Source organism: Mesorhizobium sp. C264A (genome assembly GCF_040324515.1).
In the GTDB taxonomy this organism is placed as follows: domain Bacteria; phylum Pseudomonadota; class Alphaproteobacteria; order Rhizobiales; family Rhizobiaceae; genus Mesorhizobium.
This window is the reverse complement of the sequence record NZ_JAMYVY010000002.1, coordinates 1243382-1263639: the sequence shown is the minus strand read 5'-3', so window position 1 is coordinate 1263639 and position 20258 is coordinate 1243382. Positions and strand designations below refer to the sequence as shown.

The following is a 20258-nucleotide window of genomic DNA, read 5'->3' as shown; positions in this document are numbered from 1 at the left end:
GCGCTCCCGAAGTCAAAGTTGGAACTTAGGTGAGACGTATTAAGACTTCGTACCAAATCCGATCCCGCTGATGATCACTGTCAACTTCCGGTGGCTGCGGTTCAATCATGCTGATGCCGGTCCGAATGGCTCGATCTCCTCCGATCCGGGATATCATTTCCAATTTTATCTAATCACCCACTATGGAAGAGCGATCGGATAGTCGCGAATACAGCCTAATATCGCTTATTATCGACAAATCTCGTGATTGCGGAGCGCCATCATTCGAAACGGCGGCTGAAGTCGACTGTTGATCGCTAAGCACATTGACCGCTTTTGACTTCGTAACTCGCCATCGTGGGGGGGCAAGGACCGAGACTTCACGCCGTGCCTCAAGCTGGAGCTAACTTGTGCGAGCACGCCGCATAGCCCCGCGTTGCAGGGTAAACAGCGCCCCGACCACGCTGGGCGCGGCGGTCGGCCTTGGCGCGCTGGTGGGTCCTTCCCAGGCCGGCGCCCGTACGGTCGATATGGCGATCGCTCGCTACCATCATCCGATCTCCACCAAACTGGCCTCGGTGACATTTCTGACCATAGGCGTGGCGACGCTCTGGACCGGCCTGCCCGGTTCTGCCGGCCGCGCTGATTTTCTACGGCGCCGGCTGCGGCTAGCATGGCCGGGTATCGTCACATGCGGCGACATGGTGTTCTGGACGATGCTTGAGCGCGACGCGACCTCGCCAGCGGGCACGCCTTCGACGCCGGCCCGCAGCAGGAATGTGTTCAGCACCAGAACACTTGGGATCAGCGTTGCGGGCGCCTGCACACGTGAGTACTCCGCCTCACAAGCCTTCCGGCTGGTCCTCGAGGACGAACGACGCTGCAATCAGGTCATCGCCGCTGATGCGGCCGCTGCCGCCAACCATGATGGATGCGACTTTCTGAAAGGTCTTCATGTCGGCCTCTGTTATGCGCGCATCGCGCATTCTCGCCCTGAGAGAACCCAGGCGGGTATCGAGGGCTGGCGATGTCTCGACGTCATCGATCATTTTCGATCATCCTGGAGCGCAATGTGATCCACAGCCCGCCGCCATGGTCGGCGGCGGGCGGCAGCTATTCGATCAGTCGTAGACCTTCACAATTTTCCGGGTGCCGGGGTCGACCAGGACGGTGCGGTTGTCGACCACGACATAGCGGTATTTGACGTTGGGAACTTCGTGCAGCTCGACCGTATCAGGCAAGGCACTGCCGACGTTCAGCTCCACGCCCGGGATCTTCACCGAAGCCAGCGGCTGCTTTTTCACATATTCGCGGACGACCGTATCCTGCTCCGGTGTGATGACGACATCCTGAGCTGCGGCGCTGCCGACCCCAGCCAAAAGCAACAAGCCTGCAGCGGCACTTGCAAAGTGGATTTTCATGGTCTTCTCCTCGCGTAATCCGGCGACGGCACCACGCCTGTTCGCCGAGGGACCGAACTTGAGATCAGCCAGATTGTTCCTGTGACTTCAGTCCGCGGCGAACCAGACCAAAGTCGGATATCAGCTAAGACCCAAGTCCCGAGGCGGAACGTTCAAGCGGGGCAGGCGTTTCCCAAATGCAACTAAATAAAACAGGAGAGGAACACATGGCCGACGGCCCAACTGTTGTTAATTCTGGGGGTGGCGGCGGCACTGCGATTGCTGTTGTTCTTGCACTTATTGCGGTCGTAGTGTTGCTTATTTTTACCGGCGTCATCAATATCCGCGGCGACGGCGGCAAGGATATCAACGTCAAGGTTGAAGCGCCAAAGGTGGAAGCTCCGGCTGCACCCGCAAAGCCTGCGGCACCTGCCCCAGCCCCTGCGAGTGGCGGCTGATCTGGTCGTATCCACGCCTTCAAACTGACCTATGAAAGGAAATTCCCATGACCAGATATTTCGTCAGCGCCGCCGGCGCCCTCGTCCTTATGGCGGGCATCGGCACCTCGTTTGCCGAGGATGTTATTGTTCTCAAGCCCGAACAACAGACGGTCATTCGCGAATATATCCATAAGCAGAAGCTGGCCTCAGTCAGTTTGCTCGGCGTCGAACTCAATGTCGGCACGGCACTTCCAGACACTGTCGAGCTCCACGCAATCGACGTTCCGGATGTCCGCTACAAGTATACGGTTGTCGGAGATCATGCGGTTCTCGTCGATCCCGACACGCGCAAGGTCGTGCAGATCATCGAATAACGCGCGAGCCCGCCGCTCCGGTCTGGAGCGGCGAGCTGTGGCTGCCCTGTGAAAGTCTACGGGCAGCCTTTTCTCAACGGGAGGATGTCTGATGTTTAGCGACAAGGAAACTTGGGTCCTGGAAGCTGCCTTACTCGCGGCAATTCCAATTTGCGTAGCCGTCACCGCACTCGTGGCATTTTTGACCGCGGCCTGGATATGAATCGCTTCCTGTTTGTGATGGGCGACTTTCTATCCCGGCCACCGGGCTTCTATGTCCTTCTTGTAGCCATGCTGCTCTGTACTGCATTGGTGCCATTCGGCCTGACCAATGTGGTCACCTACGCATTGTCGGTAGCGGCCATCGTGATCACGGGCGTTGTGCTGATCCAGGGTTACCGCGACACGGCCGCCATTCACGCCAAGCTTGATGAGATTATCGTTTCGCTGAATGAGACCAGAAACGATGTCGTCGGCCTGGAGCATGCCGAGCCGGAGGAGATTCGGGAGAAGCTCCAGACACTCGAAGAAGAAGCAATGAAAGCGGTTCGCCCGCCGCATTGACCCTCCGCTGGACTGCCTGTCATCCATCAGCAAAAAAGCCCGGGAACCGGGCTTTTTTGCTTCGCGTCTAAATCATTTCGGACTTATCCGAAACGGGAATTTGGTGCCCAGAAGAGGACTCGAACCTCCACTCCTTGCGGAACACGGACCTGAACCGTGCGCGTCTACCAATTCCGCCATCTGGGCTGGTGCGGGCTCATGTAAGCGGGCAAACGATATGTGTCAACGCGCTTTTTCGAGGGCCGCTGCCTGCCGGCTTAGTTTCCCGGGGGTCAGCGCCGCCCCTCACCTGCCTGCCGGCATCCTCTCCCCGTACAGTGACGGGGAGAGGGGCGCTCTCATCGATGATTTTCGCCGGTCACCTGCGTCACAAGAAGAGCGCCGAGGCTGCGGCCAGCCCTTTCTCCCCGTCACTATACCGGGAGAACTGCCCGGCAGGGCAATGAGGGGCAGCGCCGACTTGGCGAATGCGCTGGCCGAAAACCTCACCCCTCCAGCACGTCCTTCGACGCCACAGTGGAATCGGCGTTGAGCTTGTAGATCACCGGCACGCCGGTGCCGAGCTCGAGCTTGACGATCTCCTCGCCGCTCTTGCCGTCCAGCGCCATGATCAGCGCGCGCAGCGAATTGCCATGCGCGGCGACCAGCACGGTGCCGCCTTTCAGAACATGCGACTGCATGTCGTGCAGGTAATAGGGCCAGACGCGGGCGCCGGTGTCCTTCAGGCTTTCGCCGCCGGGCGGCGGCACGTCGTAGGAGCGGCGCCAGATGTGCACCTGCTCTTCGCCCCACTTCTGACGCGCGTCATCCTTGTTGAGACCGGAGAGGTCGCCGTAGTCGCGCTCGTTCAGCGCCTGGTCGCGGATCGTCTTCAAATCGCTCTGGCCGACCGCGTCGAGAATGTGCTGGCAGGTTTTCTGCGCCCGGATCAGCGCCGAGGTGAAGGCAATGTCGAATTTCAAGCCGCGTGCCTTGAGCTTCTGGCCGGCTTCCTTGGCCTCCTTGTGGCCCTGCTCGGTAAGGTCGACATCGCGCCAGCCGGTGAACAGGTTCTTCAGGTTCCATTCGCTCTGGCCGTGGCGCACGAGCACGAGAGTTCCCGACATGTTTGCTCCTTCAAAATTATGGATAGTTTAGCTCAAGCCGAGCACGTCCCGCATGGAATAAAGTCCGGGCTTTTTACCGCGCGCCCAGAGCGCGGCCTTGACCGCGCCGCGGGCAAAGATGGCGCGGTCCTCGGCATGGTGCGACAGCATGATGCGCTCGCCGGTTCCGGCCAGGATGACGCTGTGGTCGCCGACCACCGAGCCACCGCGCAAGCTGGCAAAGCCGATCGTTCCTGGCTTGCGCACGCCGGTATGGCCGTCGCGTGACCGCACATCGTTGCCGGCAAGGGAAATGCCGCGTCCCGCCGCCGCCGCTTCGCCGAGCAGCAAGGCGGTGCCCGACGGCGCGTCGACCTTGTGCTTGTGATGCATTTCGAGGATCTCGATGTCGAAATCCTCTGGACCGAGCGCGCGCGCGGCCTGCTCGACCAGCACCGCCAGAAGATTGACGCCGAGGCTCATATTGCCGGATTTGACGATCGTCGCGTGGCGGGCCGCGGCCTCGATCCTGGCGTCGTCTTCCGCCGAGCAGCCGGTGGTGCCGATGACATGGGCAATGCGTGCCTGCGCGGCATAGCCTGCGAATTCGACGGTGGCTGCCGGCATGGTGAAATCGAGCACGCCGTCGGCCTTGGCGAACACCGGCAGCGGATCGTCGCCGACCGTCACATTGATGATGCCGATGCCGGCAAGCTCGCCCGCATCCCTGCCGAGATAGGGCGATCCGGTTCGTTCGACCGCGCCGACGACGCGGGCGCCGGGGATCGAGTGGATGGCGCGGATCAGCGTCTGGCCCATGCGGCCGGCCGCCCCCACCACCACCAGGCCCATTTCGCCGGATTCGCTCATGCTGTTCTCCCCACCGCCTTCTTGGCGCGGTTGCGCCGGACCGGAGTTTGGACGGGCTTGGAGTCGTCGACAAGCCCCAACCCGTTCTTGCCTTGAATGCGGTGGAAGCGGGCGTAGACACTGTTTGGATCGGCCATCAGTGCGGCATGGGTGCCTTCCTCGACCAGGCGCCCCTCTTCAAGCACGATAATGTGGTCGGCGTTGACGACCGTCGACAGGCGATGCGCTATCACGATGGTGGTGCGCCCTTCCATCACATGGGTCAGCGCCTCCTGGACGCGCGCCTCGGCCTCGTTGTCGAGCGCCGAGGTCGCTTCGTCGAGCAAAAGGATCGGCGCGTTGCGCACGATCGCCCGCGCAATCGAGACGCGCTGGCGCTGGCCGCCGGAAAGTGTCGAGCCGCCCTCGCCGACGGGCGTGTCGTAGCCCTGCGGCTGCTGACGGATGAACTCGTCGGCCGCCGCCAGCACCGCCGCCCGCTCGATCTCGGCGTCGGTCGCCGAAAGTCGGCCAAAACGGATGTTGTCGCGTATGCTGCCTTCGAACAGATAGGGCGCCTGCGAGACATAGGCGATCGAGCCGCGCAGCGAGTGCTTGGTGACTTTGGAAATGTCCTGGCCATCGATCTCGATCGAACCCTTGTCGACATCGTAGAAGCGCTGCAGCAGCGCCACGAGCGTCGTCTTGCCGGCACCCGAGGCCCCGACCACCGCCGTAACCTTGCCGGCCGCGGCGGTGAAACTCAGGTTCCTGATCACCGGCATGTCGGCGCTGTAGCCGAACGTCACATTGTCGAAGCGAACCTCGCCGGTGGTGATCCTGGCTTCGACCGCGTCGGGCGCATCGCCCTGTTTAGGCTCCAGGTCGAGCAGCTCGTAAATCATCCGGGCGTTGACCAGGGCACGTTCCATACCGACCTGCGTACGAGCCAGGCGCCGTGCCGGATCGTAGGCCATGATCAGCGCGGTGATGAAGGAAAACACAGCGCCTGGTGGTTGTCCGAGCACCAGCGCCCGGTAGCCGGAATAGGCAAGGACGGAGGTAATGGCGAGACCGCCCAAAATCTCGGAAATCGGCGACAGCCGCTCCGCGACCCGGGCGATCTTGTTGTTACGCTGCTCGGCCGTATCGGCCATGATGCCGATCCGGCGCGCCAGCTCGGCTTCCAGGGTGAAGGCCTTGACGATGGCGATGCCTTGCGTGGCCTCCTGTACGGACCCGTTCAGCCGCGAGTTGATCAGCACCGATTCCCGGTTGATGCGCCGCAATCGGCGGGTGATGTAGACGACGGCCCAGATCAGCGGCGGCCCGATCAGCAGCGAGCTGAGCGACAACACCGGATCCTGGTAGATCATGACGCCAACGAGGGCGATCAGCGAGACCGCGTCGCGGCTGATGGAGGTCAGCGTCAGCGACAGCAGATCGCGAACGCCGCCGACATTCTCGTTGACCTGTGCCGCCAGCCGACCGGAACGCGTATCGTTGAAGAAGTCGACGCCGAGCTTCATCAGGTGGTCGAAGCTGCGCTTCTGGTAGCGGGCGACCAGATTGTTGCCGATCTTGGCCAACGCGACCGCCTGGCCGTAACCGGCGAAGCCGCGCAGCACGGAGGCGGCCAAGAACCCGGCGCAGATCCAGACGATCATGTCGCCGCGTCGTTCGTAGAAGATCTCGTTGATCATCGGGGCCATGATCCACGCCGTGAAGGCGGTGGTGGCGGAAACAATCAGCAGGCAGCCGACGGCAACGACATAGGTCCAGCGATATTCACTGCCGTTTTCGGCCAGGATGCGGCGCAGCACCGCAGTGACCTCAGCTGGCTGGACTTTCAGTTTGAGTGGACTTTGAGCGGTCAAATCGCGGGCGCTTCGTGGTTTGCTAGAGCATGATGCCGAAAAGTGTGAAGCGGTTTTCGGACGACATCATGCTCTATCTCTTTGATTTAGAGCCGGATTCAGATTTCAGGTCGATTCGATCTGAAATCATCCGGCCCTAGGGATGCCAGGCTGGAATTCGGCCCCTCTTAGCGCCCCGGCTACGGCTTGCCTATGGCGAAACTTCGTCGCGGCCCGAGGTTGGGGTCACGAAAGCGGCAGCCATTTCCAAGAAAATACCCGTTTTCGGGACGAAATGGATCATGCCCGCCAGCGCCGCCCCGCGGTCTGGACGCCGAACAGCGAAGGGTTGCGGGCATAGGCGGCAAGGCCCAGAAGTGCCGCCAGCGGGTGGGTGATGACATAGACCGGCATCGAGGCCATCAGCGCGCTGTGCGGCGCCTTGTCCTCGAAGGCGGCGCGGAAATTGCCTTCCTTCAGCGCGGGCACGATCTTTTGCGCGATGCCGCCGGTCAAGAACACGCCGCCGCGGCTCATGAACACCAGCGCGAGGTCGCCGGCGGTGCGGCCGAGGCAGGTGACGAACAGCGCCAGCGCTTCCTCGGCGACCGTATCGGTCTTGGCCAGAGCCGCCCCGGTGATTTCGGCCGGCGTGGTGAACGGCGCCGGCTTGCCGTCGGCCTTGGCGACCGCCCGGTAGACATTGACCAGACCGCGCCCGCACAGGATCTGCTCGCCCGAAATGCGGCCGTCCAGCTTTTCGATATGCGGGAACACCTCGAAATCGCGCGGCGTCCGCGGACCGATATCCATATGGCCGCCTTCGCCAGGCACCGGTATCCAGTGGTGGAGGGCATGAACCAACCCAGCGACGCCGAGGCCGGTGCCGGGACCGAGCACGACACGCCCGGCATTCTCCTCCGGCGTGCCGCCGCCGATCTTTTCCATATGCTCTTCGCCGAGCGCCACGACGGCCAGCGCCTGCGCCTCGAAATCGTTGAGCACGACGATGTCGCCCAGGCCCAGATTGGCAAACATCTGCTTCGGCTTCACCACCCAGGGACAGTTGGTAAGCGGGATCTCGTCGCCATCGACTGGTCCGGCGATGGCCAGCACTGCCGAATTCGGCCGGATGGACGACCGGTCGAGCACCGCCGCCTGGATCGCCTCGTCTATGGTGGCGAAATCGGCGGTTTGCACGATATGCGGCTCACCGGCTTCCGAATTTGCGTCGAGCACGATCGAAAAGCGCGCATTGGTGCCGCCGATGTCGCCGATCAGCACTGGAAACCGCAACGCGGTGTCGTCGTCGCCTGACATGCTCTTGCTCGTCCCCTTTGCGGCGCCGTTGCGACCGTTTCAATCGCCCGGTTTTTCAATCGCCCGGTGTTCAATCGCCCGGTGTTCAATCGATTGACTAGCGCATGGCCCCGGAAAGGGAAAGCGTCAGTTCGCCATCACTGTCCGACGTTTGCCGGCGGCCGTCGCCTTGGCAGGGGAATGCCGATCTCCGGCGTGGCGGTGAAGGCGTTGGCTGCGTTTGGCAGGCCGCCCGCATTGCCCGCAATAGGCGGAGGCGCGTCGGGTTCCGGCGCCCTGGCGGCCATCGGCACGCCGCCGCCGCGATAGGTGACGGCTTCGGCCGAGTCGGCATCGGGCTGGTCGAGCACGAACTGGCATTGTTTCGGCAGGTTCGCCATCGTCATCAGGTCGCGCGCCTTGGGCGCGTCCGGGTTCTTGTTGGGGCGCCACGGCTCCTCGGTAAACCACCAGGCCAGCGGCTTGCCGCAGCCGTCATCGTCGGGCGTCGCTTCCTGTCCCTTGCAGTTGGGCGAACCCGGCTGGCAGCCGATGCGGATGTGGAAATGATAGTCATGGCCCCAGAACGGCCGGATTTTTCTCAGCCAGGTACGGTCGCCGGTGACGGTGTCGCACAGCTTCTTCTTGATCCCAGGATTGACCAGGATGCGCTCGACTTCCGGATAGCTCGCCGCGCGCTTCAACAGCTTGGTATGCATCGGCTTCCACAGCCTGTCCTTCACCAGATGCGTCTTGTCGTCGACCATCAGCGTGGCGCTGATGTTTTCGCGCTCCTGGGTGGTGAGCTTGCGGTCGGGCATTGGCGTCAGCCAGATGTCGGCGTCGAGGCCGATCTGGTGCGAGGCGTGCCCGGTCAGCATCGGCCCGCCGCGCGGCTGCGAAATGTCGCCGATCAGAAGCCCCGGCCAGCCGTCGGCGGCGGCATCGCGCGACAGTTTCTCGATCAGCGCAATCATCGTTGGATGACCCCAGCGCCGGTTGCGCGAGGGACGCATCACCTCCCAGTTCTGGCCGTCCATCGGAATGGCGACGCCGCCAGTGAAGCAGCCCTTTGAATAGAAGCCGAAGGATTGCGCCGCAGCCACCGCCGGCAGCTTCTTGGCGCCGAACAGGTCTTTTGCCCGTGGCTCGGCCGTGATTGCGCCCGCCACCAGCCCGGCCAGCGCCACGATCGCCAGCGCCGCCGTCAGGAACGGCCGTCTGCCGGTCAAGGATCGCATCGAAATCGTCATGAACCCCACTGCAAAAGTCCGCAACACAATCGAATCATATCACCCTCGGGCTCGCGTTTCGATTATCTACCTTCATCGGGCTGCGCGGCTCGCCGTCGCGCCAGCTGCCGTCGGCCCACATCCGATCGAACGCCTGGCGGTAGTCCGGATAGCGGAACCGGTAGCCCGCTGCCTTGATCGCGGCGTTGGCGACGCGCTTGTTCTCGCCATAGAAGGACCGCGCCATGGGCGAAAGTTGGGCGGTCTCGAAAGGAATCTCCGGCGGCGGCTCGACGCCCATCAGCGAAGCGGCATAGGTGACGACATCCTGCGGCGGCGCCGGCTCGTCATCGGTGATGTTGAAAATGCCGCCTCTATTGCCACCGATGAGGTGCCAGAGCGCGCCGGCGATGTCGTCGCAATGGATGCGGTTGAACACCTGGTCGGGCTTGACCAGCCGCCTGGCCGTGCCGTTTTCCAGATTGACCAGCGCGTTGCGACCCGGCCCGTAAATGCCGGAAAGCCGCAGGATGGCCACCGGCTTGCCGGTCTCGAGTCCAAGCTGCAGCCAGCCCCGCTCGGCCGCCACTCGCATCGACGAGCGTTTCGACACCGGCCGGCATTCGGCCGTTTCATCGACCCAGGCACCGTCATAATTGCCATAGACGCCGACGGTCGAGAGATAGCCGATCCAGCGAAGCGCCGGCATCGCCTCGATCGCCTTGCGCGGGGCGAGAAGCACAGGGTCGCCGGCCTCCTCCGGTGCCACCGAGACGACGAGATGGGTGGTCTTTTCCAGCGCATCGCCGATTTCAGGGGTCAGGGCGCCGTCGAACAGCAGCGGCGCGATGCCGACCTGCCGCAGCGCGTCGAATTTTTCCAATGAGCGCGTGGTGCCAAAAATGAGATTCTTGTGAAGAGGGGCGCCCACACTACCCCTCCCCACAAGGGGGAGGGAACGCTGCCGCGCGCTCTTACCGATCCCAGTCGCTGGGTCTGCGAAGGTAGGCGCTTCCGCGAGTTCCCCTCCCCCTTGTGGGGAGGGGTTAGGGGTGGGGGTATTCGTAGTGCGCAAACCGTGCCAGCCCGCATTGGCCCGTGCAAAGGCTTTGCCCGAATAGCCGGCGCCAAAGATAAAAACCTGTTTTTCGCTCATGCGTGCGCCTCAATTGGCAATACGGACAGCCATTCGCCCCGCACTGTCGTGTCGGTTTCAGTGTTCGAGTAGATCGCCGCCTGCCTGTTGAATTCGGCGGCCGGCACCAGCCGCGCCAGCGCCCAGATCGCCGCGCCGCGCACCAGCGGCGAGGCGTCGCCAAGGAGGGCGCGCACCGGGCCGGCCAGCGAAACATCGCCGGAATTGCCGGCGGCGGTCAGCACGTTGCGGACAAAGCGGTCGCGGCCGATGCGTTTGATCGGCGAGCCCGAGAAGAAAGACCGGAACGCCGTGTCGTCCAGCTGCAACAGCTCGCCCAGCGGCGGCTCGCGCAGTTCGTCGCGGGCAGCAAGCTTGGCTTCCGAAGCGGCGCGGGCAAACTTGTTCCACGGGCAGGCGGCGAGACAATCGTCGCAGCCATAGATGCGGTTGCCGATCTTTTCGCGGAATTCTTGCGGGATCGGCCCCTTGTTCTCGATGGTCAGGTAGGAGATGCAGCGCCTGGCATCGAGCCGATAGGGCGCCGGAAAGGCATCGGTCGGGCAGGCGTCGAGACAGGCGCGGCAGGAACCGCAATGGTCTACCTCGGTCGCATCGGGCGTGAGCTCAGCCGTGGTGAAGATGGTGCCGAGAAACAGCCAGGAGCCGTGCTCGCGGCTGACCAGATTGGTATGCTTGCCTTGCCAGCCGAGCCCGGCGGCCTCAGCCAGCGGCTTTTCCATCACGGGCGCCGTATCGACGAAAACCTTCACGTCGCCGCCGGCCCGCGCGACGATCTTGCCGGCGATCTCCTTCAGCCGGCCCTTCATCACCTCGTGATAGTCGCGGTTTTGCGCATAGACCGAGATCGCGCCGCGATCGCGCCTTGCCTGCAGCGCACGCGGATCGTGGTCGGGGCCGTAATTCATTGCCAGCACGATGATCGAGCGCACCTCGGGCCACAGCGTCGAAGGCTCGCTACGGCGTTGAAGCGTCTCCGCAATCCAAGCCATCGAACCGTGAAAACCATCGGCGACGAATTCTGCCAATCTGGCCGGCGCCAGCGGGATCGAGTCAGGCGTGGTGACGGCAACCGCATCGAAGCCGGCGCGCCGCGCCTCGGCGTCGATCAGCGCGCGCAGGGTTTGGCTTCTAGAAGTCGAGGTCCGCATAATGCGAAACCGGCGACAGGCCGCGAACCCGGTCGGAGAGCAGCGGCCGGAACGACGGCCGCGATTTCACCCGCGTGTACCATTCGCGCGCCGCGGCATGCTCGCGCCAATCGATCTCGCCGAGATAATCCAGCACCGACAGCGTCGCCGCTGCCGCCAGGTCGGCATAGGTGACCTTGCTGCCGGCCAGCCAATGACGGGTGCCGGCCAGCCAGTTGGTGTACTTCATGTGCTGGCGAATGTTGGCGCGCGCTGCGCGGATCGCCGCCGAATCGGGGGAACCGCCGCCCGCCGTTTCCGGCATCACCGGCTTCAGCACGCGCTCGCGCACCAGATGCCGGGTCACTTCGCTCTCGGCCTTGTTGAGATACCAGTCGGTCAGGCGGCGGATTTCGGCGCGCTGCATCGGGTCTTCCGCAAACAGGCGCTTGTCGCGCTTCAGGACACCACGTGTTTCGTCGAGATATTCAGCGATCACCATGGCGCCGACGATCGGCACGTCGCCTTCGGCCAGCAGGATAGGCAAGGTGCCGGCCGGGTTCAGCGCCAAAAACTCCTTGCGCCGCGTCCACGGTTTTTCCTCGATCAGCGCCAGCTCCTCGCCATATTCGCCGAAGGCGAGGCGCACGAAGCGGCAGGTGGCGAACATCGGGTGATGGAAAAGCGTCAGCATGATTCCGCGATATTAAGGCGCACTGGCGAATCGCCGTCCGCACCGGTAAGTCTTGGCGGCCCGTCATGCGGCCGTCACGGTGCTGCGACCTATAGGGGGACTTCCGCGCCGTGACAAGCAAGCCCTTTTGCCAGCCGTTTCCTTCCGTCCCTTGAATGCCGAGGTTGCCATATGGATAGCCATACCATTGTCGAAGCCCTGCTGCTCGGCCTGCTGGAGGGGCTGACCGAGTTCATCCCGGTCTCCTCGACCGGCCATATCCTGCTCGCCGGCCATTTCCTCGGCTTCCATTCCACCGGCAAGGCTTTTGAGATCCTGATCCAGCTGGGCGCCATCCTGGCGATCCTCAGCGTCTATTTCCGCCGCCTGTGGCAGATGCTGCTCGACCTGCCGCATGACCGGCTGACGCGGCATTTCGTCCTCGGCATCCTGATTGCCTTCCTGCCGGCCGCCATCATCGGCGCGCTGGCGCATGATTTCATCAAGACGGTGCTGTTCGAATCGCCAAGGCTGATCTGCATCATGCTGATCGTCGGCGGCGTCGTGCTGTTGGTCGTCGACCGCATGAAGCTGCAGCCGGTCTATCGCGATGTCGAGCGCTTCCCGACAAGGCTTTATTTGCAGATCGGCCTGTTCCAGTGCCTGTCGCTGATCCCCGGCACGTCGCGCTCCGGTTCGACCATCGTCGGCGCGCTGCTGCTGGGCGTCGACAAGCGCGCGGCGGCGGAATTCTCCTTCTTCCTCGCCATCCCGACCATGGTCGGCGCCTTCGCCTTCGATCTGTTCAAGAACCGCAACGTGCTGAGCAGCGCCGACCTGCCGATCATCGCCATCGGCTTCATCGCCGCCTTTGTTACCGCGCTGATCGTCGTGCGCTTCCTGCTCGATTACGTCTCGCGCAACGGCTACTCGCTGTTCGGCTGGTGGCGCCTGGTGGTGGGCACTGTGGGGTTGGTGGCGCTGATGATCTGGGGGTGAGCTTTACCCTCCCCCTTGTGGGGGTCCGAAGGACGGGCGAGACAGGCGGCTCGCCCCGGTCAGTCGATCCGCAAAGCGGATCGGGGTGGGGGTTGGCGCCACACCCCCGCCCCGTTTCGCCAACGACGCTTCGCGTCGCTTGCTCACCGACCTCCCCACAAGGGGGAGGGTAAAGGCCGCTAACTCCTCCCAAAAAACGCGTTCTCGACATGCACCGGCCAGCGCCAGGGCAGCACCGCGATCATGTCGAAGCGCATCGACAATCTGCCGTAGTCCGGCTGCCGCGACAGCCAGATGTCGGCGGCGCCCTCGATGCGGCGCTCCGATTCGTGGCCGATCGCCTCCATCGCTTCCATCAGCGTGCGCCGCGCCTTGACCTCGACGAACAGCACCAGGTCGCCGCGCCTGGCGATCAGGTCGATCTCGCCGAAGCGGGTGCGATGCCGGCGGGCGAGTATGCGATAACCTTTCAGCATCAGCGCCGCCGCCGCCAGCCACTCGCCGCGATGGCCGCGCCGATAGGCTTTTTGGCGGCTGGCGGCCGGGCGCTCAGCCACCTTCGCCTTCTCCAACCGCATTCCTGAGTTCCAGCAGCCGGCGGTAGAGCGACTGCTTCTGCCCGCGTGTCATCTTCGCCGCTTCCGCCGCCGCCTTGGACGCCGGCATTTCGGCGGCCAGCGACAGAAGCAGCCTGTCGATGTCGGCGGGTTGGTCGGCCTTGATCTCGGCGGGCCCGACGCAGATGACGATCTCGCCCTTCGGCGTGTCAGCCGCCGCATAGTGGTCGGCCAGCGCCTGCAGCGTTCCCGTCCGCATCTCTTCAAAAGTCTTGGTCAGCTCGCGGCCGATGGCGGCCTTGCGCGCGCCGCCCAACGCCTCGACCATGGCGACCAGCGTTTCGGCCAGCCGGCGTGGCGACTCGAAGAAGATCAGCGTTGCCGGCACCGCCCTGAACGTTTCCAGCTTTGTCATCCGCTGCCCTGATTTCACCGGCAGAAACCCGGCAAACAGGAAGGCGTCGGACGGCAGGCCCGACGCCGTCAGCGCCGCCAGCGGCGCCGATGGGCCGGGGATCGGCACCACGCGCAGGCCGCGCTCCAGCGCTTCGCCGACCAGCCGGTAGCCTGGGTCGGAGATCAGCGGCGTGCCGGCATCCGAAATCAGCGCCACGCTCTGCCCGGCCTCGAGTGCCGCGATCAGCTTCGGCCCGGCCTCGCCGGCGTTGTGCTCGTGATAAGCGGTGGTGCGCCGCCGGATGCCGTAGCGATCGAGCAACACGCGCGAGACGCGAGTGTCCTCGCAGGCGACGATGTCGGCGGCGGCGAGCGTCTCCAGCGCGCGCAGCGTGATGTCGGAGAGGTTGCCGATCGGCGTCGCCACCAGATACAGCGCCGGCGCCAGCGACCGGACCGCGATCTCGGTCTGCCCGATCACATAGCTGCGCTTCTCGCCGGTCACCGGGGTCTCTCCATTTCGCCCTGTTTGGCACGGCGCGCGCCGGGTTGCAAAACTCCCGAACATCGAGCCAAACCTGACGCCGATGTAACCCGGCGGCCATGTCTTTGCCACAGTGGGGAACGAAAGCGTGGCTGGCGGATTGAATACCTGAGTCTCTTGAGGAGGAGGACAGGATGGACAGCCTGGAATTGCAGGACGTTTTCGAGCCCTATTATGCCGAGCGCAAGCGCTTCACTGCGCGAAAGGGCAAGCGTGCGCTCGCCGAAAGCGACACCGGCCTGGCCAGTCGGGCGGCCACCGCCTTGCCGACGAATGTCAGGCTTTCGGACAACAAACCGGACAGCACGACGGAGCACTGACCGTACGATGCCCAATCGTTTCGATATCTTCATCACCCGTCTTGAAACGAAGAGCGCCCGCGAAGGCGCGCCGCCGCATCCGATGAACGACCAGAACAGCGTCCGCCGGGACAAGAGCGACGCCAAGCCGGCCCGGACCGGAGAGCCGCATGCCGAGAAACACCGCGGCAAGCGCCGCTTCAAGCACGACGCTTAGTTTGTCGATCGGTGCAACATCGTCATCCTAGGGCGAAGCAAGGAGCGAAGTGACGCGGCGCAGACCCTATGATCCATTCCGTGACCTCTGCCGAAGGATGCAGCGGCGCAGAATTCTGAACCGCTGCAGCGCCTTAACCTCGCGGCAAATCCCGGGTGAAGCCCGAGGATGGCGAACGCGGGCGTGGAACGCCCCAACCACATCAGTCAGCCCAGGTATCGCGTCACCCTCACCTCCAGCAATCGCACCAACTCCGGATCCATGAATCCGTAATCATCCGGGATGTCGAGGCAGATGACGCGGGCCTTCTTCAGGCTCTCCTTGAATTTCTTCTGCAGCTTGGTGCGGTGCGCCTTTTCCATCACGAAGACGATGTCGGCCCAGGCGACCAGCTCATGCGTCAGCGGCGTGTGGGCGTCGTGGTTGGTGCCGGCCGACGCGACCTCGATATCCCTACGTTTGGAGAACACCTGCTCGGCGGTCGGGCTGCGCAAGCGGTTCTGGCTGCAGACGAACAGCACGTTCTTCATCGCGATCTACCGCGCCAAATCCGCCACCACGGCATCGAGCACGATCATGCCGGCTGGCGTGGCGCGTAGCCTGGCATTGCCGATCGGCGCCACCAGCCCCTCATCCTGCAGCACGGTGAGCCGGGCGCTCGACAGGCCGCGCCCGGAAAACGCCTCGTAGCGGGAAAGGTCGATGCCTTCGGCCAACCTCAGCCCCATCAGCAGGAACTCGTCGGCCTCTTCGGAGCGCGTCAGGATCTCGCCGCCGGTGACGCCATGGCCCCTGGCCTCCACCAGATTGGCCCAGGTCTCCGGCATCCGCTCGGCGATCGTCACAACACGGTGGCCGTTCTCGATAAAGCGGCCATGCGCGCCCGGTCCGACGCCGACATATTCGCCATACCGCCAATAGGTCAGATTGTGCCGGCTCTCGGCGCCCGGCCTGGCGTGGTTGGAAATCTCATAGGCCGGCAGGCCATGCGCCGCGGTGACCTCCTGAGTCAGCGCATAGAGATCGGCGGCCCGGTCATTGTCGGGAACGGTAAACTTGTGCGCCGCATGCAGCGCATGGAACGGCGTGCCTTCCTCGATGGTCAGCTGGTAGAGCGACAGATGGTCGGCGGCATGGCCGATCGCCTGTTCGAGCTCCACCTGCCAGTCGTCCAGCGTCTGGCCGGGGCGGGCGTAGATCAGGTCGAAGGAAAGTCTTGGGAATATGTCCCGTGCCAGGCCAATTGCATGCAGCGCCTCGTCGACATTGTGCAGCCGGCCGAGGAAGCGCAGATCCTTGTCGTTCAGCGCCTGCACGCCGAGCGACACGCGGTTGACGCCGGCGGCGCGGTAGCCGCGAAAGCGCTCGGCCTCGACCGAAGATGGATTGGCTTCCAGCGTCACCTCGATGCCGTCGGGCACCGTCCAGTTCTTCGCCACGGCGTCCAGCACCGCCGCCACCGTCTGCGGCTGCATTAGCGACGGTGTGCCGCCGCCGAGAAAGATGCTGGTCACCTCGCGCGCCCCGGTCCGCTCGCGCATCGTCTTCAGCTCGGTCTCGAAGGCGCGGGCAAAGCGCTCCTGGTCGACCGGCTGGTGACGGACATGGCTGTTGAAGTCGCAATACGGGCATTTGGCCGCGCAGAACGGCCAATGGATGTAGACGCCGAAGCCCGGGCTGCGGTCCAGCGACATTAAGCTGAGCCTAACCTGGCGCGGGCGAATTTCTGGAAGGCGCGGGCGCGGTGCGACAGCGCCGTCGGCTGACCGGGCTTCCAGCCGTGTTTTTCCTCAACGCTCATCTCGCCGAACGTCTTGTCGAAACCGTCGGGCAAAAACACCGGGTCGTAGCCGAAGCCGAGTTCGCCGCGCGGCGGCCACACCAGCGTTCCCTCAGCCTCGCCGCGATAATATTCAGCCTCGCCATCGGGGAACGCCAGGCAGATGACGGCGACGAACCGCCCCTTGCGCTGCGCTGGCTCGGCGGCGCCGACCTCCTGCAAGGCCACTTCGGTGCGCTGCATGGCCATGCCGAAGTCGCGGCTGCCATCGGGAGCTTCGGCCCAATTGGCGGTGTAGACGCCGGGAGCGCCGTCGAGCGCGTCGACGCACAGGCCCGAATCGTCCGACAGCGCCGGCAGGCCGGTCGCCTTAGCCGCGGCGAAGGCCTTGATGTAGGCGTTTTCCTCGAAGGTGGTGCCGGTCTCCTCCGGTTCCGGCAGGCCGTAGTCCTTGGCCGACTTCGCCTCGAAGCCGAACGGACCCATCAAGTCGGCGAATTCGCGCAGCTTGCCTTCATTGTGGCTGGCAACGACGATCTTCTTTCCATCGAGAGAATGCATCAAAGGCCCCAGATCCTTGGCTCGGCGAATTCGATCGAATTGCCCGAGGGGTCGCGTATGTAGATCGAGCGCCCGCCCTGCGGCCATTCGAATTCGCTTTCGATGGCGATGTTTTTCGCCTCAAGTTGCGCCTTCCACTGTGCGAGTTCATCCGCACTTGCGGCAAAGCAGAGATGGCCCTCGCCGACCGTGCCATGTGGCGGCACTTTCAGCCGCGCATCGGGCGCCGGCGGGATTTTGGTGGCTTCGGCGTTGAAGACCAGCAGCACGCCCGGGCCGCAGCGGAAGAAGAGATGGCGGCCGTCGACCTTGCCGAGCAGGCCGAGTCCAAGCACGTCGGAGTAGAAGGCTTCGGCGGCGGCGAGATCCGTGACGTAAAGCGCTGACTCAAGAATAGCGGAGGGCGTCACGAGGCGCCCCCCTCTGCTCTGCCGGACATCTCCCCCTCAAGGGGGGAGATCGGCAGCTTCGAGCCTGCCGCCCACTTTGCAACGTTGGAAACTGGCGAAAGCCGCAACAACATCCAATCTCCCCCCTTGAGGGGGAGATGGCCGGCAGGCCAGAGGGGGGTGCACAAGCTCGGCATTCGAAACCTCAGGCCACAGCCATCTGCTGCAAGCTCACCAGCCGCTGAATGCCCTTCTTTGCTAGGCCCATCAGCTCCGCGAACTGCCCTTCCGAGAACGGCTCGCCCTCGGCGGTGCCCTGGATCTCGACGATGCCGCCCTTGCCGGTCATGACGAAATTGGCGTCGGTGCCGGCAGATGAATCCTCGATGTAGTCGAGGTCGATGACCGGCTGGCCGTCATGGATGCCGCAGGAAATTGCCGCGACATGGTCCTTCAGCACCTTGGCAACACTGGCCATCTGCCGCGCTTCCATCCAGCGCAGGCAATCGTAGAGCGCCACCCAGCCGCCGGTGATCGAGGCCGTGCGGGTGCCGCCATCGGCCTGGATGACGTCGCAGTCGACGGTGACCTGCTGTTCGCCCAGTGCCTGCAGGTCGACAACGGCGCGCAAGGAGCGGCCGATCAGCCGCTGGATTTCCAGCGTGCGGCCGCCTTGCTTGCCGGCCGAGGCTTCACGGCGCATGCGCTCGCCGGTCGAACGCGGCAGCATGCCGTATTCCGCCGTCACCCAGCCCTTGCCGGAATTGCGCATCCAGCCTGGCACCTTTTCCTCCAGGCTTGCCGTGCACAACACATGCGTGTCGCCGAATTTCACCAGGCACGAGCCTTCGGCGTGTTTGGAGACGCCGCGCTCGAACGAGATGGCGCGCATTTCGTCGGCTTGGCGTTTGGAAGGGCGCATCGAGGCCTCTTTCTGTTCTTTTTACGGTTGCGTCGGCGGCTTGTAGACGCATGCAGCCCATGGCGCAAAGGAAAAGGCCGGGCGATCTGGCACAGACGCCGGGTTGCGCGAGGGTGATGGAAGTCTATATCCTTGGGCCGGAGGTTTTTGGCTCGAATGACCAAGGCAGTCACCGAACCCAGTCTGCTGGCGCCCGCGCTGCAATCGCTCGACATGCGTTCGCGCGACATTTTTAGGCGCATCGTCGAATCCTATTTGAAGGACGGTGAGCCTGTGGGATCGCGCAGCCTGTCGCGCATCCTGCCGTCGTCGCTGTCGCCGGCCACCATCCGCAACGTGATGAGCGACCTCGAACATCTCGGCCTGATCTATGCCCCGCACATCTCGGCCGGGCGCCTGCCGACCCAGACCGGCCTGCGCTTCTTCGTCGATGCCTTCATGGAGCTTGGCGATCTCTCCGACGAGGAACGCCGGGTCATCGAGGCGCAGGTGCGCGCCTCCGGCTCGGGCGCGACGCTGGAACACATGCTGACCGAGGCCAGCCAGATGCTGTCGGGCATGTCGCGCGGCGCCGGCCTGGTGCTCGCCACCAAGAACGAGGTGGCGCTGAAGCACATCGAGTTCATCCAGCTCGAGCCGACCAAGGCGCTGGCGGTGATGGTGTCGCAGAATGGCGATGTCGAGAACCGCGTCGTCGACCTGCCGGCCGGCATCACCGTCTCGCAGCTGCACGAGGCCTCCAACTTCCTCAACGCCCATATCAGGGGCCGCACGCTCGCCGAGGCGCGCATCGAGATCGCCCGCATCAAGGACGAGACCAGGGCAGCGCTGGACACGCTGTCGCAGGATCTGGTCGAGAAAGGCCTGGCGGTGTGGGCCGGCGCCGATAGCGGCCTGCCGGCGCGCCTTATCGTGCGAGGCCGCGCCAATTTGCTCGAAAACGTCACCGCCCAGGCCGATATCGAATTGCTGCGCCACCTGTTCGAGGATCTGGAGACGCAGGACGGGCTGATCCAGCTGCTCGACCTCGCCGAGGACGGCCCCGGCGTGCGGATCTTCATCGGCTCGGAAAACAAGCTGTTCTCGCTCTCCGGCTCGTCGCTGGTCGTGGCGCCTTACCGCGACAAGGACGCCCGCGTCGTCGGCGCGCTCGGCGTCATCGGCCCGACCAGGCTGAATTATGCCCGCATCGTGCCGATGGTCGACTACACGGCCCAATTGATTACCCGGATGTTAAGATAATTCCGAAGCCGGGATCACCGTAAAGGAGGGCGCAGAATGGCGCTTGAATCGTTCAAGGCCCAGATCAGCATGCTGCTCGAAGAAATGGTCAACCAGCCGGAGGACGAGCACGAAATCCAGGAGCAGCTGCGCGAAAAACTGCGCGAAATGCGCGCCATGGGCTTGCCGCTGCCGGAAGATCTCGTCGCATTGGAAAAGCGTCTCGACGACGATCTGGACGTCGAAGAGGAAAGTTGAGCGGTTCTCTCGTCGAATCTGCGCGCGCGCACGCTTCTCTTTTGCGGCGGCTGCACAATATCTCCCTTGTGCATGACGCGCCGACCGGCGCGAGTTCGA

The 20258-nt window shown here is 63.9% G+C and carries 24 protein-coding genes, 1 tRNA gene and 1 pseudogene; 8 read left to right on the top strand and 18 right to left on the bottom strand.

Going from position 1 to position 20258, the window contains the following annotated elements:
• The first annotated feature begins 389 nt into the window (after positions 1–389).
• Positions 390–1055: a hypothetical protein gene (locus tag NKL04_RS25210; RefSeq protein ID WP_352724544.1), complete on the top strand. Its 666-nt coding sequence runs from the start codon at positions 390–392 to the stop codon at positions 1053–1055.
• A 45-nt stretch (positions 1056–1100) separates the two neighbouring features.
• Here the strand turns inward: NKL04_RS25210 and NKL04_RS25205 are convergent, their stop codons facing one another.
• Positions 1101–1400, bottom strand: a complete 300-nt coding sequence (locus NKL04_RS25205; RefSeq protein WP_023687568.1) for a DUF1236 domain-containing protein — start codon at positions 1398–1400, stop codon at positions 1101–1103.
• 206 nt (positions 1401–1606) lie between these two features.
• On the opposite strand from NKL04_RS25205, the gene NKL04_RS25200 reads away from it, so the two are divergent.
• From NKL04_RS25200 to NKL04_RS25190, 3 genes are all read left to right on the top strand, one after another.
• A complete protein-coding gene (locus tag NKL04_RS25200; protein WP_033001362.1) occupies positions 1607–1837 on the top strand; it encodes a hypothetical protein in 231 nt (76 codons plus the stop codon).
• 47 nt (positions 1838–1884) lie between these two features.
• Positions 1885–2193 carry a DUF1236 domain-containing protein gene (locus tag NKL04_RS25195; protein ID WP_023681217.1) on the top strand — a complete coding sequence of 103 codons (309 nt, stop codon included), beginning with the start codon at positions 1885–1887 and terminating at the stop codon, positions 2191–2193.
• A gap of 198 nt (positions 2194–2391) precedes the next feature.
• Positions 2392–2736: a low affinity iron permease family protein gene (locus NKL04_RS25190; protein ID WP_023672069.1), complete on the top strand. Its 345-nt coding sequence runs from the start codon at positions 2392–2394 to the stop codon at positions 2734–2736.
• A gap of 101 nt (positions 2737–2837) precedes the next feature.
• Here NKL04_RS25190 and NKL04_RS25185 read toward each other — a convergent pair.
• The 9 genes from NKL04_RS25185 to NKL04_RS25145 all read right to left on the bottom strand — a co-directional run bounded on the left by NKL04_RS25185 (position 2838) and on the right by NKL04_RS25145 (position 12037).
• Positions 2838–2922, bottom strand: a tRNA-Leu gene (locus tag NKL04_RS25185).
• A 299-nt stretch (positions 2923–3221) separates the two neighbouring features.
• Complete coding sequence (locus NKL04_RS25180; RefSeq protein ID WP_023672068.1) at positions 3222–3842, bottom strand: 2,3-bisphosphoglycerate-dependent phosphoglycerate mutase; 621 nt, start codon at positions 3840–3842, stop codon at positions 3222–3224.
• Between the two features lie 27 nt (positions 3843–3869).
• Entirely contained in the window at positions 3870–4691 is an 822-nt protein-coding gene (gene dapB / locus NKL04_RS25175) for a 4-hydroxy-tetrahydrodipicolinate reductase (RefSeq protein WP_023702425.1), read from the bottom strand.
• The gene (locus NKL04_RS25170) at positions 4688–6547 is read right to left on the bottom strand and encodes an ABC transporter ATP-binding protein (protein WP_023702424.1); all 1860 of its coding nucleotides are present in this window, start codon (positions 6545–6547) and stop codon (positions 4688–4690) included. The genes dapB and NKL04_RS25170 overlap by 4 nt, the downstream gene beginning before the upstream one ends.
• Positions 6548–6826: 279 nt before the next feature.
• On the bottom strand, positions 6827–7846 hold the full coding sequence (locus NKL04_RS25165) for a glucokinase (protein WP_023702423.1): 1020 nt from the start codon (positions 7844–7846) through the stop codon (positions 6827–6829).
• A 137-nt stretch (positions 7847–7983) separates the two neighbouring features.
• Positions 7984–9066, bottom strand: coding sequence for a penicillin-insensitive murein endopeptidase (gene mepA, locus NKL04_RS25160; protein ID WP_502896807.1), 1083 nt, complete (start codon positions 9064–9066; stop codon positions 7984–7986).
• A gap of 46 nt (positions 9067–9112) precedes the next feature.
• A complete protein-coding gene (locus tag NKL04_RS25155; RefSeq protein ID WP_023702421.1) occupies positions 9113–10213 on the bottom strand; it encodes an SDR family oxidoreductase in 1101 nt (366 codons plus the stop codon).
• A complete protein-coding gene (gene queG / locus NKL04_RS25150; protein ID WP_352724540.1) occupies positions 10210–11364 on the bottom strand; it encodes a tRNA epoxyqueuosine(34) reductase QueG in 1155 nt (384 codons plus the stop codon). The genes NKL04_RS25155 and queG overlap by 4 nt, the downstream gene beginning before the upstream one ends.
• Entirely contained in the window at positions 11345–12037 is a 693-nt protein-coding gene (locus NKL04_RS25145; RefSeq protein WP_023672063.1) for a glutathione S-transferase family protein, read from the bottom strand. Before NKL04_RS25145 ends, queG begins: the two co-directional genes overlap by 20 nt.
• Before the next feature lie 171 nt (positions 12038–12208).
• On the opposite strand from NKL04_RS25145, the gene NKL04_RS25140 reads away from it, so the two are divergent.
• Positions 12209–13015, top strand: a complete 807-nt coding sequence (locus NKL04_RS25140) for an undecaprenyl-diphosphate phosphatase (RefSeq protein WP_023702420.1) — start codon at positions 12209–12211, stop codon at positions 13013–13015.
• A 179-nt stretch (positions 13016–13194) separates the two neighbouring features.
• Here the strand turns inward: NKL04_RS25140 and NKL04_RS25135 are convergent, their stop codons facing one another.
• Together NKL04_RS25135 and rsmI are read right to left on the bottom strand one after the other, a co-directional pair.
• Positions 13195–13572 (bottom strand): YraN family protein, encoded by a 378-nt coding sequence (locus NKL04_RS25135; RefSeq protein WP_023698068.1) that lies wholly within the window; start codon positions 13570–13572, stop codon positions 13195–13197.
• Positions 13565–14473, bottom strand: a complete 909-nt coding sequence (rsmI, locus tag NKL04_RS25130; RefSeq protein WP_023702419.1) for a 16S rRNA (cytidine(1402)-2'-O)-methyltransferase — start codon at positions 14471–14473, stop codon at positions 13565–13567. The genes NKL04_RS25135 and rsmI overlap by 8 nt, the downstream gene beginning before the upstream one ends.
• Before the next feature lie 173 nt (positions 14474–14646).
• Between rsmI and NKL04_RS25125 the strand changes: the two genes are divergently transcribed.
• On the top strand, positions 14647–14832 hold the full coding sequence (locus tag NKL04_RS25125) for a hypothetical protein (protein WP_023687558.1): 186 nt from the start codon (positions 14647–14649) through the stop codon (positions 14830–14832).
• 79 nt (positions 14833–14911) lie between these two features.
• Here NKL04_RS25125 and NKL04_RS25120 read toward each other — a convergent pair.
• The 6 genes and pseudogenes from NKL04_RS25120 to rph form a co-directional block, all read right to left on the bottom strand.
• Positions 14912–15046, bottom strand: a pseudogene (locus NKL04_RS25120) (EamA family transporter); the annotation flags it as partial.
• A gap of 188 nt (positions 15047–15234) precedes the next feature.
• A complete protein-coding gene (locus tag NKL04_RS25115) occupies positions 15235–15558 on the bottom strand; it encodes a low molecular weight protein tyrosine phosphatase family protein (RefSeq protein ID WP_023702417.1) in 324 nt (107 codons plus the stop codon).
• 6 nt (positions 15559–15564) lie between these two features.
• Positions 15565–16722, bottom strand: a complete 1158-nt coding sequence (gene hemW / locus NKL04_RS25110) for a radical SAM family heme chaperone HemW (protein ID WP_023702416.1) — start codon at positions 16720–16722, stop codon at positions 15565–15567.
• Positions 16722–17369, bottom strand: coding sequence for an RdgB/HAM1 family non-canonical purine NTP pyrophosphatase (rdgB, locus tag NKL04_RS25105; protein WP_023702415.1), 648 nt, complete (start codon positions 17367–17369; stop codon positions 16722–16724). Before rdgB ends, hemW begins: the two co-directional genes overlap by 1 nt.
• Positions 17369–17779 (bottom strand): VOC family protein, encoded by a 411-nt coding sequence (locus NKL04_RS25100; RefSeq protein WP_023702414.1) that lies wholly within the window; start codon positions 17777–17779, stop codon positions 17369–17371. The genes rdgB and NKL04_RS25100 overlap by 1 nt, the downstream gene beginning before the upstream one ends.
• 184 nt (positions 17780–17963) lie before the next feature.
• A complete protein-coding gene (rph, locus tag NKL04_RS25095) occupies positions 17964–18680 on the bottom strand; it encodes a ribonuclease PH (protein ID WP_023702412.1) in 717 nt (238 codons plus the stop codon).
• 156 nt (positions 18681–18836) lie between these two features.
• Here rph and hrcA point away from each other — a divergent pair, with 156 nt between their 5' ends.
• Positions 18837–19922 (top strand): heat-inducible transcriptional repressor HrcA, encoded by a 1086-nt coding sequence (gene hrcA, locus NKL04_RS25090; protein WP_023681233.1) that lies wholly within the window; start codon positions 18837–18839, stop codon positions 19920–19922.
• 36 nt (positions 19923–19958) lie between these two features.
• Complete coding sequence (locus NKL04_RS25085; RefSeq protein ID WP_023672050.1) at positions 19959–20159, top strand: hypothetical protein; 201 nt, start codon at positions 19959–19961, stop codon at positions 20157–20159.
• Positions 20160–20258: the final 99 nt, after the last annotated feature.

Excerpts from the sequence above, each read along its gene's own strand:
- NKL04_RS25195 (WP_023681217.1), top strand. The coding sequence starts at position 1,885 with ATGACCAGATATTTCGTCAGCGCCGCCGGCGCCCTCGTCCTTATGGCG.
- NKL04_RS25140 (WP_023702420.1), top strand. The coding sequence starts at position 12,209 with ATGGATAGCCATACCATTGTCGAAGCCCTGCTGCTCGGCCTGCTGGAG.
- NKL04_RS25200 (WP_033001362.1), top strand. The coding sequence starts at position 1,607 with ATGGCCGACGGCCCAACTGTTGTTAATTCTGGGGGTGGCGGCGGCACT.
- rph (WP_023702412.1), bottom strand. The coding sequence starts at position 18,680 with ATGCGCCCTTCCAAACGCCAAGCCGACGAAATGCGCGCCATCTCGTTC.
- NKL04_RS25085 (WP_023672050.1), top strand. The coding sequence starts at position 19,959 with ATGGCGCTTGAATCGTTCAAGGCCCAGATCAGCATGCTGCTCGAAGAA.
- NKL04_RS25155 (WP_023702421.1), bottom strand. The coding sequence starts at position 10,213 with ATGAGCGAAAAACAGGTTTTTATCTTTGGCGCCGGCTATTCGGGCAAA.
- mepA (WP_502896807.1), bottom strand. The coding sequence starts at position 9,066 with ATGCGATCCTTGACCGGCAGACGGCCGTTCCTGACGGCGGCGCTGGCG.
- NKL04_RS25180 (WP_023672068.1), bottom strand. The coding sequence starts at position 3,842 with ATGTCGGGAACTCTCGTGCTCGTGCGCCACGGCCAGAGCGAATGGAAC.
- NKL04_RS25190 (WP_023672069.1), top strand. The coding sequence starts at position 2,392 with ATGAATCGCTTCCTGTTTGTGATGGGCGACTTTCTATCCCGGCCACCG.
- queG (WP_352724540.1), bottom strand. The coding sequence starts at position 11,364 with ATGCGGACCTCGACTTCTAGAAGCCAAACCCTGCGCGCGCTGATCGAC.
- hrcA (WP_023681233.1), top strand. The coding sequence starts at position 18,837 with ATGACCAAGGCAGTCACCGAACCCAGTCTGCTGGCGCCCGCGCTGCAA.
- NKL04_RS25205 (WP_023687568.1), bottom strand. The coding sequence starts at position 1,400 with ATGAAAATCCACTTTGCAAGTGCCGCTGCAGGCTTGTTGCTTTTGGCT.
- NKL04_RS25165 (WP_023702423.1), bottom strand. The coding sequence starts at position 7,846 with ATGTCAGGCGACGACGACACCGCGTTGCGGTTTCCAGTGCTGATCGGC.
- dapB (WP_023702425.1), bottom strand. The coding sequence starts at position 4,691 with ATGAGCGAATCCGGCGAAATGGGCCTGGTGGTGGTGGGGGCGGCCGGC.
- hemW (WP_023702416.1), bottom strand. The coding sequence starts at position 16,722 with ATGTCGCTGGACCGCAGCCCGGGCTTCGGCGTCTACATCCATTGGCCG.
- rdgB (WP_023702415.1), bottom strand. The coding sequence starts at position 17,369 with ATGCATTCTCTCGATGGAAAGAAGATCGTCGTTGCCAGCCACAATGAA.
- NKL04_RS25145 (WP_023672063.1), bottom strand. The coding sequence starts at position 12,037 with ATGCTGACGCTTTTCCATCACCCGATGTTCGCCACCTGCCGCTTCGTG.
- NKL04_RS25125 (WP_023687558.1), top strand. The coding sequence starts at position 14,647 with ATGGACAGCCTGGAATTGCAGGACGTTTTCGAGCCCTATTATGCCGAG.
- NKL04_RS25115 (WP_023702417.1), bottom strand. The coding sequence starts at position 15,558 with ATGAAGAACGTGCTGTTCGTCTGCAGCCAGAACCGCTTGCGCAGCCCG.